The organism is Micromonospora sp. NPDC023644, assembly GCF_040640115.1.
Lineage (GTDB): Bacteria > Actinomycetota > Actinomycetes > Mycobacteriales > Micromonosporaceae > Micromonospora.
Genome location: NZ_JBFABA010000011.1, coordinates 100,794 through 113,691, shown reverse-complemented (window position 1 = coordinate 113,691; position 12,898 = coordinate 100,794). Strand labels below are relative to the sequence as shown.

General features: G+C 73.2%; 12 protein-coding genes. 5 read left to right on the top strand and 7 right to left on the bottom strand.

Features of this window, described 5'->3' with window-relative positions; genetic code table 11:
• Nucleotides 1–69: 69 nt before the first annotated feature.
• Together AB0G08_RS11840 and AB0G08_RS11835 are read right to left on the bottom strand one after the other, a co-directional pair.
• Entirely contained in the window at nt 70–909 is an 840-nt protein-coding gene (locus AB0G08_RS11840; RefSeq protein ID WP_358086399.1) for an aminoglycoside phosphotransferase family protein, read from the bottom strand.
• A gap of 5 nt (nt 910–914) precedes the next feature.
• Nucleotides 915–1,613, bottom strand: coding sequence for a response regulator transcription factor (locus AB0G08_RS11835; RefSeq protein WP_358086397.1), 699 nt, complete (start codon nt 1,611–1,613; stop codon nt 915–917).
• Nucleotides 1,614–2,177: 564 nt separating this feature from the next.
• On the opposite strand from AB0G08_RS11835, the gene AB0G08_RS11830 reads away from it, so the two are divergent.
• Together AB0G08_RS11830 and AB0G08_RS11825 are read left to right on the top strand one after the other, a co-directional pair.
• On the top strand, nt 2,178–3,386 hold the full coding sequence (locus tag AB0G08_RS11830) for an MFS transporter (protein ID WP_358086395.1): 1,209 nt from the start codon (nt 2,178–2,180) through the stop codon (nt 3,384–3,386).
• Between the two features lie 172 nt (nt 3,387–3,558).
• On the top strand, nt 3,559–4,773 hold the full coding sequence (locus AB0G08_RS11825; protein WP_358086394.1) for a peptidoglycan DD-metalloendopeptidase family protein: 1,215 nt from the start codon (nt 3,559–3,561) through the stop codon (nt 4,771–4,773).
• Nucleotides 4,774–4,888: 115 nt separating this feature from the next.
• Here the strand turns inward: AB0G08_RS11825 and AB0G08_RS11820 are convergent, their stop codons facing one another.
• From AB0G08_RS11820 to AB0G08_RS11805, 4 genes are all read right to left on the bottom strand, one after another.
• The gene (locus tag AB0G08_RS11820) at nt 4,889–5,677 is read right to left on the bottom strand and encodes a methyltransferase domain-containing protein (RefSeq protein WP_358086392.1); all 789 of its coding nucleotides are present in this window, start codon (nt 5,675–5,677) and stop codon (nt 4,889–4,891) included.
• Between the two features lie 96 nt (nt 5,678–5,773).
• Complete coding sequence (locus tag AB0G08_RS11815; protein WP_358086390.1) at nt 5,774–6,469, bottom strand: ElyC/SanA/YdcF family protein; 696 nt, start codon at nt 6,467–6,469, stop codon at nt 5,774–5,776.
• Between the two features lie 147 nt (nt 6,470–6,616).
• The gene (gene coaD / locus AB0G08_RS11810; RefSeq protein WP_358086388.1) at nt 6,617–7,141 is read right to left on the bottom strand and encodes a pantetheine-phosphate adenylyltransferase; all 525 of its coding nucleotides are present in this window, start codon (nt 7,139–7,141) and stop codon (nt 6,617–6,619) included.
• Nucleotides 7,142–7,302: 161 nt separating this feature from the next.
• The gene (locus AB0G08_RS11805; RefSeq protein ID WP_358086386.1) at nt 7,303–7,704 is read right to left on the bottom strand and encodes a DUF2267 domain-containing protein; all 402 of its coding nucleotides are present in this window, start codon (nt 7,702–7,704) and stop codon (nt 7,303–7,305) included.
• A 141-nt stretch (nt 7,705–7,845) separates the two neighbouring features.
• On the opposite strand from AB0G08_RS11805, the gene AB0G08_RS11800 reads away from it, so the two are divergent.
• Together AB0G08_RS11800 and AB0G08_RS11795 are read left to right on the top strand one after the other, a co-directional pair.
• Nucleotides 7,846–9,006 carry an epoxide hydrolase family protein gene (locus tag AB0G08_RS11800; RefSeq protein ID WP_358086442.1) on the top strand — a complete coding sequence of 387 codons (1,161 nt, stop codon included), beginning with the start codon at nt 7,846–7,848 and terminating at the stop codon, nt 9,004–9,006.
• A gap of 163 nt (nt 9,007–9,169) precedes the next feature.
• The gene (locus AB0G08_RS11795) at nt 9,170–10,450 is read left to right on the top strand and encodes a hypothetical protein (RefSeq protein ID WP_358086384.1); all 1,281 of its coding nucleotides are present in this window, start codon (nt 9,170–9,172) and stop codon (nt 10,448–10,450) included.
• Between the two features lie 18 nt (nt 10,451–10,468).
• Here the strand turns inward: AB0G08_RS11795 and AB0G08_RS11790 are convergent, their stop codons facing one another.
• The gene (locus tag AB0G08_RS11790; RefSeq protein WP_358086382.1) at nt 10,469–11,626 is read right to left on the bottom strand and encodes a citrate/2-methylcitrate synthase; all 1,158 of its coding nucleotides are present in this window, start codon (nt 11,624–11,626) and stop codon (nt 10,469–10,471) included.
• Nucleotides 11,627–11,694: 68 nt separating this feature from the next.
• On the opposite strand from AB0G08_RS11790, the gene AB0G08_RS11785 reads away from it, so the two are divergent.
• The gene (locus tag AB0G08_RS11785) at nt 11,695–12,894 is read left to right on the top strand and encodes a citrate/2-methylcitrate synthase (protein WP_358086380.1); all 1,200 of its coding nucleotides are present in this window, start codon (nt 11,695–11,697) and stop codon (nt 12,892–12,894) included.
• Nucleotides 12,895–12,898 lie beyond the last annotated feature (4 nt).

The window sequence follows — 12,898 nt, the reverse complement described above, 5'->3', positions numbered from 1 at the left end:
AGCCGTTGGACCGGGGGCCGGTCGGGGGTGCGTCGGTCAGGATCCGCTCGACCGCCGCAGGGGGAGTGCCTAGTACTCGCCGCGCCCGAAGGCGGCCAGCTCCGCGGAGTGCCCGGGGTTGCTGACGTACGTCGCACCGATCGGGGCGGTCACCCGGCACCACATGTCGAGCCGCTCCACGTCGATGCCGGCCGCCGCGGCCAGCTCGTCACGCCGGCGCAGCATCTCCGCGCGGTCCAGGCCCTCCAGCACGTAGTCGACCGCGTCGAAGCACGGGTCGCCGACGCAGGCCATCGGGTCGATGGCCACCAGGCCCTTCGCGCCGCCGCTGAGCACGTTGCCCAGGTGCAGGTCGCCGTGCAGCAGCACGGTGTCGGTGGGCGCGGCGAACAGGTCGTCGCGCAGCCGCTTCGACTCGGCGAGGTCGGCGCCCCGCCGCATCGCCGAGTTGAACAGCACGTCGATCCAGTCCTCCAGCCGCCGCGGCGCGGTCGCCGGATCCCCGGCGCCGTGCAGGTCGGTGAGGAAGCCGGCGTACTCCTGCGGCGACGGAGGCTGCGGCATCTTCTCCACCAGGGTGCCCGGGTGGATCGACTCGAGCAGCACCGCGCCCTTGGCCGCCGCCAGCACCTCGGGCACCCGTCCGCTGGGCGCGAACTGACGCAGCATGTCGACCTCCTCCCGCACCGCGTAGCTGTCGGGCGACAGCTTGAGCACCGCCTCGCCACGGGGGTGGCGGCAGCGGAACACCACGGAGGAGTTGCCGGACTTGAGCGGGTCGCCGAGGTCGAGCGCCCACTGCGCGACGAGTTCGTCTAGCCGCTGGGGCAGCGTGCCGACCCAGCGGTGCGCCGCCTTGCCGAACCGCGGCTCCAGCCGGGTCGCGATCGCTTCCAGATCCAGGGCCATCCCGCTCACCTTTCCGTCGACTGCGCGCCGGCGTACGCGGCGCAGCCGCCCGCTCCCGGCAGGGGTGTGGCGCCGTGCTCCAGCCTGGCCTTGCGGGCGACCTCGATCGCCTCGTACCGGTCCGACACGTTGAGCTTGCTGAAGATCGTCGAGATGTGGTTGCTGACCGTCTTCGGCGAGAGGCTGAGCTGGGTGGCGATCGCCCCGTTGCGCAGGCCCGACGCGATCAGCTGGAGCACCTGCCGCTCGCGCGTCGTCAGCTCCGGGAAGAGCTGCTGGTTGCGGGGTTCCCGGCCGAGCTGCCGGACGATCTGGTCGGCCACCCGGGGGCCGAGGATCACCTCGCCCGTGGCGAGGCCCCTGATCGTCCGGACGATGCCGTCGCCCGGGCAGCTCTTGAGCACGTAGCCGCGTGCGCCGGCACGCATGGCCGCGAAGACCGCCCCCTCGTCCTCGACCGCGGTGAAGACCAGCACCGCGGTCGTGGGTGACATCCGGGCGATCTCCTGCAGCGTCACGCCCACCTGGAAGCCCGGCAGCTCGATGTCGAGCACGAGCACGTCGGGGCGCAGCGACGCCGCCGACCTCATCGCCTCCCGCGTGGTGCCCGCCTCGGCGACCACGGTGACCTCAGCCGAGGGGGACAGCAGGGCGTGCAGGCCCCTGCGCACCACCGGCTGGGCGTCGGCCAGCACAACTGTCACGGCGCGACGTTTTGTGCCGTCCGCGACATCTCCCGGATCGCGCCTCATCGTATGAGCCGGTTCCGAGGTCGAGCCAACGCTGACCATTACCACACCTCACCCGTCCTAACTGGCTCCGCGACGCCTCCCTGTCGTGCAGGCGTAGCGGAAGCGCCGACCTCCGATCGGCGTGAACGTCTTCTGACGGCCAACAGAACAACACATGAACGTGGTCTGACGACAGTGATGTCAGTCATCTGACGCATTCTCAGAGACCAATTAAATGAAAAGCGTCGAAGGCGATTCTCGGCTTGAATGGAACAGGCCGCGACAGAACGGGAATGCCGGGACGAGGTGCCTGGTCGCCCGGTCGGGGGTCCCGCCCCGGGCCGGCCGCTAGCGCACCGCGTTCCGGGCGTCCACGGGAGATATTCCCTGGTGGCCCGGGAAGTCGTCCCGCCCGCGCTCCGTCGAACGCCCTGTCCCGCCCGGCGGCGCCGCCGCGAGGATTGACGCGACCGCTCCATTACACCAGGATGTGCAAATATGCCCTTGTCTCGATTGATCGATTACTCGTCCCGTTTGGTGCCGGCCGATCCGCTGCGCAGGAAACTGATCGCGATCCGGCTGGCCGAATCGATCGGCAAGGGAGTCTTCCTCAGCGGCAGCGTCGTCTACTTCACACTTCGCGTCGGGCTCGATCCCAAGCAGGTCGGCCTGGGTCTGTCGGCGGCGGGCCTGTCCGCCTTCATCTCGTCGGTCCTGTTCGGCGTCATCGCCGACCGGGTGGGCCCGCGCCGGTTGCTCGTCATGCTGTTCGCGGCGTTGGCGGTGGGCTTCGGGCTCTACACGCTGGTGGACAACCCGGTCCACTTCTTCGCCCTGGTGGTCACCGTCGGCTTCATCGAGTACGGCACCGGCCCGACCAACGGCGCTCTCGTCGGCAACCTCGTGCCGGCCGAGGAACGGGTCAAGCTCAAGGCCATGATGCGGTCGGTGTTCAACATCGGGTTCAGCATCGGTATCGGGGTGGCCGCCGTCGCCGCGCTCGACCAGCGGCTGCTCGTGCTGATCCCGCTCACCACCGCCCTGCTGATGGCCGGCGCCGCCCTGCTGGTCACCCGCCTGCCCGACGCGCCGTCGCGGCCCGTCCCGGTGGGCTTCAAGCGCTTCGCCGCCGTACGCGACCCCCGCTTCCTCTCCGTCATCGGCGTCTCGACGGTGCTCGCCTCCCACGTCACCGTCATCCTGGTCACGATGCCGCTGTGGGCGCTCAACCGCACCTCGCTGCCGCACTTCCTGATCCCGCTGCTGCTCATCTTCAACACGGTGTTCGTCATCCTCTTCCAGGTGCGGGCCAGCCGCGGCGCGGACACCGTGGAGGGCGCCGGCAGGCTCGCCCGCCGCTCCGGCTACTGGCTGGCCGGCGGCTGCGCCGTCATCGCGGTGAGCGCCCTCGACGACAACGTCGCGCTGGTGTCCGTCGCGATCGTCGCCGCGGTGCTGATCCTGTCGGTGGCCGAGGTGATGCAGGCCGCCTCGGGCTGGGGCCTCGCGTTCGGCCTCGCCCCCGAGCACGCGCAGGGCGAGTACCTTGGCGCGTTCGACCTGCACGTGATCACGCAGAACATCATCGGCCCGGCCGCGCTGTCCGGCCTGGTCATCGCCTTCGGCTTCTGGGGCTGGCTCGGCATCGCGGTCGCCGCGCTGGTCGCGTCGGCGCTGATCATCCCGGTCGCGCACCGCAGCCAGGCCACCCTCGTCCCCGAGACGGCCTCCGCGACCAGCCCGTAGCCGCCGTCACCGCCCCGACCGTCACCGCCCGGCCGTCACCGCGCGTGCCGGCCGGGTCGCGGGCCGCGAAACATATCTTCATTGCCGACGGGTCAACATGTAGACAACATTCGTCGTTCTGTCTATCGTCAGCACCACTTAGCGATGTGCTTCGATTCGAAAGAGGTCGTCAATGGTGCACATCAGACGATGGGCCGGCGTCGCCACCGCGCTGCTGGCGACGGAACTCCTGGTCGCGGGCACCGCGCAGGCTGCGGCGCCCACCCCGGTGCAGGTGAGCGTCGAGGACGCCGTGACCGCCAAGCTGCGCGGGCAGGTCCAGGCCGCGGCGGCGGAACACGCCGACAGCTCCGAGGCGGAGCACGCCGAAAGCTCCGAGACGCGCGTGACCGTCACCCGCAAGAGCGGCAAGTGGGCCTTCGGCACCGCCGTGGCCGTCACCGGCCACGAGAAGGACGTCCACCCGACCGGCGCGATCTTCATCGCCCGCGCCGAGGCCGGCACGTGGCGGGTGAACTTCGACGGCGAGGCCGGGTTCAGCGAGCTGGCCGCCGTGTCGCCCCTGGTGAACAAGCAGGAGAAGGCGGTCTTCACGAGCGCCCCGAGCAACCCGAGCGGCCCGAGCGTCATGCAGGCGGGTGGCGACTACCGGACCGGGATGGCCCTGCCGTTCGCGGTCGGGCAGACGTGGACGCTGACCGGCGGCCCGCACGGCTGGGGCGGCTCCGAGTTGCCGTACAGCTCGATCGACCTGGCCGGCGGCGACCAGGTGGTCCGCGCGGCGCGCGCCGGCACGGCGTACACGATGTGCACCGGGTGGATCCGGGTGATCCACGACCGGGGCTACTCCACCGACTACTACCACCTGTGGAGCAGCATCTCGGTCAACGGCGCCGCCGTCAGCCAGGGCTCGTACCTGGGCTACACGGGCACCGACGTCACCTGCGGTGGAGCGGCCTCCGGCCGGCACGTCCACTTCGGGCTGCGGCAGAACAGCGCGTACGTGTCCATCGGCGGCCACGACCTCGGCAAGTGGGCGTTCGTCAACGGCGCCTCCGCCTACCAGGGCGGCGCGCGGCACGGCTCGGCCTGGGCCGGCGCCGGATCCGGCCTCTACAACTTCGGGGCGCTGGGCTTCAACCAGGCGGTGGTCGACGCCAACGGTGGGGGCGCGGTGAACAAGCGGTCCGGTCCCGGCACCGGCTACGCCCTGCGCGGATCGGTGGGCGACGGCGCGACGGTCACCGTCTCCTGCTCCGCGAACGGCACCTCCCACACCGGGCGGTACGGCACCACCGCCCTGTGGAACCGGTTGAGCGACGGCACCTGGGTGTCCGACGCCTACGTGTGGACCGGCGTGAACGGACCGATCAACGGCTGGTGCTGACCGGCACCCGACCGAGCGTCGACGCAGGGGCCTCCGCCATCTCGGCGGGGGCCCCCGCACGTCGCGCCGCGACCCGGCACCGGCGATGCGGGCGGTTCGTCGTCGGGCTGCCGGGTCAGCCCGGCAGGCCGCACTGGAGCGACACGCGCACCCGCTCGGTGACCGACTCCCGCCCGCCGAGGGCGTCGCGGACCTCGGCGGCGAACGCGGCCCGGCCCTCCGGCGAGGGCAGCAGGTCCGGTGACATCGCGGAGAAGACGCCGCCGACCAGGTCGTGGACGGTGAGCGGCGCGGCGTACTCCACCGACGACTCCACCACCCGGTAGCCGGCGGCGGCGAGGGCGTCCCGGTTGCGCCGACGGCCGGCGTCGTCGGTCTGGCACGTCGCGGTGACCGGACGCCCGAGCAGCCCCTCCAGGCAGCCGCGCAGCGCCCGGGACCACTCGGCGTCCTGAAACCACAGCGGGGCGCCGTTGGTGATCACGACGATTCCGCCTCCGGGACGCAGCAGCGGCCGGGCGGCCCGGAACAGCGCCCCGCGGTCCATGAAGTGGATCGCGACGGCGACGCAGAGGGCGCCGACCGCCCGCTCGCCCAGCAACCGGCCCACAGTGGGCAGGTCGCTGTCCGCGCCGAGCAGCCACGCGGCGTTCGTCACCCCCGCGTCGAGGGCCGCCCGCCGGGCCAGCGCCAGCATGTCCGGCTCCGGATCCACGCCGAGGACCGTGCCCACCCGGGCGGCGAGCGGCAGGCTGAGCTGGCCGGTGCCGCAGCCGAGGTCGACGACCGTGTCGCCGTCGTCGAGACCGAAGGCCCCGACGACGGCGTCGAGCACTTCCGGCGGGTACCCGCGCCGGTGTCTCGCGTAGTACGTGGCCACCTCGCCGCTGAAGCCCGTTCCCATGCCGCCAGCCTCCGGCGGCACGGCCCGGAAAGGCGAACGATTCTGCTCAGGGCAGCACGACCCCGGTCGCCGGGGGATCGCCAGCGGGCCGGGGCGTCAGTCCGGGGCTCCGACGAGGAGGGACCCGTGGCGGCTCCACAGCCACCGCAGGTACTGCTGGAGTTCCTCGAGGGTGGCGACCCAGCCCTCGTCCGCGTAGGTGAGGATGCGTTTCACCTCGCCCGGCAGCAGGTCGTAGGCGGTGGCTCCGGTCTCCGGGACGGGAGTGTCCGGGGATACGGCCACGGGGACCGGTATGACGGGCAGCCGGAGGCCACCGCGGTCGAGTGCCTTGAGGACCGTGAGGTAGGCGCGGGGCAGGTGGTAGGGGGAGACGGCGAGCGCGAGGCTCGCGATGCCCCGGCCGTGGACCTGTTCGGCGATCCACGCGGCCTGCCGGCCGGTGTCGGGGGCCGGCTCGGCCTGGACGCAGACCCCGTCGAGGCGACGGAGGCCGAGGCTGCGCAGGTGGGCGAGCGTGGGTTCGACGTAGGTCTCCTCGGCCGGGTTCCCGTTCGCCACCAGGAGGTGGCGGAGGCCCGGATTCGCCTCCCAGCCGCGGATCGCGTGGGTGAGGCGCCACTCCTCGCCCTGGCCGGTGGCCACGACGAGGGCGTCGACGCGGTCGGCCGCCGACTGGGGCAGCGCGAGGATCATCGTGAGGGCCTTCGTCACGTCCAGAAGCTGGCCGGCGGTGAAGCCGGCGAGGTCCGCCTCCCCGACGATCCGGGCGGGGGCCGCACGGGAATCCACCGAATGCTCCGCCCTCATGCCCGATCCAAGGCCCACGCCATGGCCGACGGGCACAGTCTAGTGCTCCACCGTCACCTGATCCCGACGCGGCAGCCCCACGAACCGTCCGGCGGCGGTCCGACGAGGGGCTCGCCACTGTCCGGCGGGCTACGGCCGCGCGGACGAAGGCAACCTGCCCAGCGTGCGCACCGCGGTCGAGGACACCGCGGCCAGCTCGGGCTGCGCGGGCAGGAACACGGTGGGGACACCCAGCGACTGGTTCATCGCGGCGAGCTGACACTCGGTCCAAAGGTCGGTGGTGTTACGCACGCCGCGGACGATCACTCCCACTTCATGGTCACGGCAGTAGGTGGAGGTCAACCCGCGCCAGGCCGCAACGGTGACGGAGGTCCACTCGACCGGCAGAACTGCCCGGACAGCGGCCGCCCGCTCCTCTTCACCGGCGCCCGGATGCTTGCCGCTGTTGACCGCGACGAGCACGACCACTTCGTCGAAGAGGCCGCGTGCCCGGTTCACCACGTCCAGGTGCCCGGGAGTGAAGGGATCGAAGCTGCCGGGGTAGACGGCTCGCACGCGTACGCGACCGGGGGTGCGTGCTGTCGCATGTGGCCCCGCCGACAGCTCAGCTTCATGGCCACGGAGCTGGACCCGCACGCCTTCGTCGGTGCTCATGGCCCGACTGTAGGTATCGGCTGTCGGATTCGCTGGCCTCCGGGCGTGGGCGACAGGTCACAGCGCCGTGGACACCTGGTTGAGGGGCGGCAGGCCCCGGCACCCCGACGCCACCCGGTTGCGGTGTCGGGCGCGGCCCCGGCACGCCACCCGGCGAGGCGCTAGCCGCCGCGCCGGCCGTCGTACCGGCCCGCCGAGTCCGTGAGCTCCCAGAACTCCGCCGGCAGGTGGGTGACGACGTCGTCGTAGTCACCGGGCGGGAGGGCCTCGCGGAGGGTGTCGAACACCGCGCGTACGCCGGCCTTCGCCGTCGCACCGTCCACCTCGGCCCGCCCGCCGACCTGCTGGACGAATACGTCGAGCCCGAAGCGCTGGGCCGTCTCCCGGGGCGCGAACGCGTAGGCTCGCAACTCGTCGGGCAGCAGAGCGGAGAGATCGCGCGCCTCGCCCCCGTCGATCCGCTCCGCCAGGGTCGTCAGCGTGGCGCGCGTGATGGCGGTCGCCTGCTCGGGCGACGTGCGCAGGCGTCTCGCCACCGAGCCGATGAACTCGCTGTTCTCCACCCTTGGCGCCTTTCTCTCTGCCGGATGGCGGCGTCTACCCGCGTGCCCGCGCGGCAAACCGCACGGGCGAAGGTGCGCCCCCGCGCGTACGCCGTCAAGGATGTGAGTCTCGTGCGTGCCGTGACCATGGAGGGCGCTGGGATGAAGCCGTTCCGCATCGAGATACCGCAGGCCGACATCGACGACCTGCGCCGACGACTGGCCGACGCCCGGTGGCCGCACGAGCCGGCCACGGAGGGCTGGGAACGCGGCGTGCCGCAGTCCTACCTGCGGGAGCTGGCCGACTACTGGGCCGACGGGTACGACTGGCGGGCGGCCGAGGCACGGCTGAACGAGTACCCCCAGTTCGTCACGAAGATCGACGGCGCCACGGTGCACTTCCTGCACGTGCGGTCCCCGGAGCCGGACGCGACGCCGCTCGTGCTCACCCACGGCTGGCCGGGAAGCTTCCTGGAGTACGTCGACCTCATCGGGCCGCTGACCGATCCGCGCGCCCACGGGGGCGACCCCGCGGACGCCTTCCACGTGGTGATCCCGTCCCTGCCCGGGTACGGCTTCTCCGGCCCGCTGACCGAGACCGGCTGGGGCGTGCCGCGCATCGCCGGCGCCTGGGCCGAGCTGATGAACCGCCTCGGCTACGACCGCTACCTGGCGCAGGGCACGGACTTCGGCTCCTGGGTGGCGGTCACGCTCGCCGCGATGGACGCCGGGCACGCGATCGGGGCGCACATCAACTTCCTCATCACGCCGCCTCCGGGCGACCCGCGCGAGCTGGGCGCGCTCGACGAGGACACCGGCCGGCGCCTCGCCCGACTGGCCCACTTCGTCGACGACGAGTCCGGCTACATGAAGATCCAGGCCACCCGCCCGGTGACGCTCTCGTACGCCCTCACCGACTCGCCGGTCGGGCAGCTCGCGTGGATCGTGGAGAAGTTCAAGGAGTGGACCGACTCCGGCAAGAGCCCCGAGGACGCCGTGGACCGGGACCGGCTGCTCACCAACGTGTCGCTCTACTGGTTCACCCGGACGGCGGGCTCCTCCGCCCAGCTCTACTACGAGACGGCGGACATGCTCCCGGTCAGCGCCGCGCCGCGGCAGCAGCCCCCGCTGCCGGTGCCGCTCGGGGTGGCGGTCTTCCCGCACGACCCGTCGCAGCCCGTCCGGGCCTGGGCCGCCCGGGCCTTCCCGAACATCGTGCAGTGGACCGAGTACGACCGCGGCGGCCACTTCCCGGGGCTGGAGCAGCCGGGTCTCCTGGCCGACGACATCCGTCGATTCGCCCGGACCCTCGGCGGGGCCTGAGCCCCGGGGCGCCGGACCGGGCAGGGCGCCCACCGCCGGTGGGCGCCCCTCGTCCGCGCCGGCTCCCGCTGGCCGCGCACCGCCAAACCGCCCCTACCGGTAACAACCGGAAGTATCGACCGGCGCCAGTTTCCTAATTCAGCCGCCGGTGGTTGTACGAGACGTGACGGCAATCCCACACTCCATCCTGGCGGCCCCGGCGTCGGCGCAGTCCACGTGGCAGATCAGGTGGGCGGAGCGCGAGAACCACCGGCGGCGGTGCGCGTACGACGCGGAGGCCGCGTCCTGGCGGCGGCACCACGACCACCTGATCCGGCTGCGGATCGAGGCGGCCGGGTTCCTCGGGTGCACGCAACCGCGCGCCGGCCTGCCGGTGGACCTCGCCGACGACGAGGTCGTCTACCGGGTACTGCCGGTCGCGGACCTCGTCGAGGTGGACGCGCGGCACGGCACCGGGCTGCCCGCCCCGGGGTTGAGCGTGGCCACGGACGGCGTCGCCGGTGACGCGCTGCCGAGGGGCGTGCGGGCCGTCGACACGGGGATGGCCGTCGTCACCAACCACCGCGTCGCCTTCTCCTCCGAGCGCGGGCGGCGGCACGAGTGGAGATACGCCGACCTCGTGGGGCCCGCGCACCATCCCGCGGTGCCGCTCACCCTGCTGCACGCCACCGACGGCGGCCGACTCGCCGGGCTGCGGGTGCCGGCCGTCGCGACCGTGAACTTCCGCTTCTACCTCACCCTCGCCTTCGCCACCGCCACCGGCGCACGGGTCGCTGTCGCCGAGCAACTCGACGCCCTGCTGGCCGCCCACCGGGGCGTGCAGCCCGTACCACCGCCGACGGTCCACCCGCATCAGGCCCCGTCGACCGGGCCGCGTGCCGAACGTCGCGCGGCCCTCGCCGCCGCCGTCGTCGCGGTGACGTTCGTGACGCTGACCGCCGCCGGCACGGTCGGACCGGAGCGGGCCGGCCCGCCGTACCGGGCGGGCGAGGGCGCACGGGGTGCCGCCGCCGCGCCGCCCAACCTCGTCGAGGCCACCGCCCCGGCCGCCCCCGGCGAGCCGGTGGCGTGGGCGACGGGCACGGCGACGTCGGGGGCCGGTGTGCCGGCGACTTCCACCAGGGGCGACGTGACACGGGTACGCGCGCCGATCAGGACGCCGGAACCGGGGCGGACCGACGGTGTCGCCGCGCCGGCGCTTCCCTCGACGGCACCGGCGACGGCACCGGTGCCCCCGCCACCCCGGACCAGTCGTCCGGCCCCGACCGCCACCCCGGCCCCCGCGACCCCGGCTCCCACCACCCCTGCCCCCGCCACCGAACCGGCTTCACCGCAACGGCTCACAGTCGACCTTTGCGTCGACGTCGCGCTGGTGCCACTGGTGCGGTGGCTCACCTGCCCGCGGGACGATCGTGACGACAGCGCCACGCCCAAGCCTGGGTGACGCGCAGCCGCGCCCCGCCTAGACCAGGGGCGGTGCGGTCTCGGTCGGCAGCGGTTGGGGCGCGTGCGGGCCCACGTAGCGCGAGTCCGGCCGGATGATCTTCGAGTCCTCGGCCTGTTCCAGCACGTTCGCGCACCACCCGATCACCCGACTGGTGGCGAACGTCGGGGTGAACATCTCCCGGGGCAGCCCGCACAGGTGCATGACCACGCCGGCGTAGTACTCCACGTTGGTGTGCAGTTCCCGGCCCGGTTTCAGTTCCGCCAACAGCGACAGGACCCGCTCCTCGACGGCCACGGCGAGGTCCACCAGGTCGCCACCGAGGGACCGGGCGATTCCCTTGAGCATGCGCGAGCGCGGGTCCTCCGTGCGGTAGACGGGGTGCCCGAATCCCATGATCCGCTCGCCGTTCACGATGCGGTCGCGCAGCCACGCGTCGGCCCGGTCGAGGGAGCCGATGGCGTCGAGGGTGTCGAGGGCGCGGCTGGGGGCGCCGCCGTGCAACGGGCCGGAGAGCGCGCCGAGGGCGGCGCCGACGCAGGCATGGATGTCGGCGCCGGTGGAGGCGACGACGCGGGCGGTGAAGGTGGACGCGTTGAAGCCGTGGTCGACGGTCGCGATCAGGTAGCGCTCGATCGCGCGGGCGTGCGGTGCGGACGGCTCCTCGCCGGTGATCATGTACAGGTAGTTCGCCGCGTGCGACAGGTCGTCGCGCGACTCGATCGGCTCCAGGCCCGCCCGCAGCCGGAACAGCGCGGCCAGCAGGCTGGGCGTGAGGGCGCAGAGCGCCATGGCCTGCGCTCGCCGTTCTGCCGGCGGGGTGTCGTACAGCGGGCGGGCCCCGGCGGCGAGGCCGGCGACGGCCAGCGCGGCGCGCAGCCCGCCCATCGGGTCCGGCGACGCCGACGCCGCGGCGATGTCGGGCAGTACGGCGGCGACGGCGGGCGGGATGCGGCGCAGCGGCGCGATCTCCCGGCGCAGCGCGCGGGGATCGGCGGGCAGGCGACCGTCGAAGAGCAGCGCCCAGACATCCTCCAGGGTGCGGTGCTCGGCCAGGTCGATGGCGGAGTACTGCCGGTAGTGGTAGAAGCCCTCGGCGCCGCGGACGCGGCCGATCGTGGTGTCGGTGACCACGACCCCGGCGAGCCCGCGCGGGGCGGTGATGGTGTCAGGCATGCGGGCAGCGTCACGCCGCCCGACGGGCGCAGTCAACGTTGATCCAGTCAACATGAGACCATGCCCACATGTCCGGGGATCAGCTGCTGACGACCGCCGAGGTGGCGCTTCGCCTGCGCGTCAAGCCGGAGACGATCTACGCGTACGTCAGTCGCGGGTTGATTCCCCGGGTCAAGGTTCCCGGCGAGCGGATCAGCCGGTTCCGGCTGGCCGACGTCGAGCGGCTGGCCGCCCGGACGCAGGCGACCCGACCGGACCGCGACGCCGCCCCGGCGATGCAGACGGCCACCACGTTGATCGCGTACGGGCGGTTGCACTACCGAGGGCTGGACGCCGGGACGCTCGCACCGGCGACGGCGTTCGAGGAGGTCGCGCACTGGTTGTGGACGGGGGAGCGGCACCGGGGTGCCTTCGCGGCGCCCGCCGAGACCCTCGACAGGGCCAGGCTGGCGAGCGGCCACCTGCCCGCCCGGGCGCGGCTGTTCGACCGGCTGCCGGTGATCGTCGCCGTCGCGGCCGCGATGGACCCGCTGCGCTTCGACCTGGCCCCCGCGACCGTGACGGCCCTCGCGCCGGCGCTGCTCTCCACCATGGTCGACGCCCTGCCCCTCGCCGGGCGGCCTCCCGCCGACGAGCGCCTCGCGGCCCGCCTCTGGTCGCGGCTGACGGGCACGGCACCGTCCGCGGCCGGTCTCCGGGCGCTCAACGGCGCCCTCGTCCTGCTCGCCGACCACGACCTGGCCGCGTCGACCATCGCGGTACGCGTCGCGGCCTCCACCCGGGCGAACCCCTACGCGGCGGTGCTGGCGGGCCTCGGGGCGCTGGACGGGCCGATGCACGGAGCCGCCGGCAGCGGCGTCCACCGGATGATCGAGGTCGCCCGGCGGGACGGGGCGTCGGCCGCGATCGCCGAGTGGCTGCGGGCCGGCAGCCTGCCCGGGTTCGGGCATCCGTTGTATCCGGCGGGCGACCCGCGTGGCGCGACCCTGCTCGACCTCGTCGCGGACCTGCCGGTCGAGGGCGAGCTGCGGCGGGCCGTGGACGACCTGACGGCCACGGCGGCACGGCGGGACGCCCTGCCCAACGTCGACTTCGCGGTCGCCGTGCTGGCGCACGCGGCCGGCATGGGGCCGGGTGCCGCCGAGGTGATCTTCTCGGTCGCCCGGACGGCGGGTTGGCTCGCGCACGTCAACGAGGAGTACGCCCAACCGGCCAACCGGTTCCGCTGGAACAGCGGCTACACCGGGCCGCCCCCCGCCGCGCCGTGAGTGC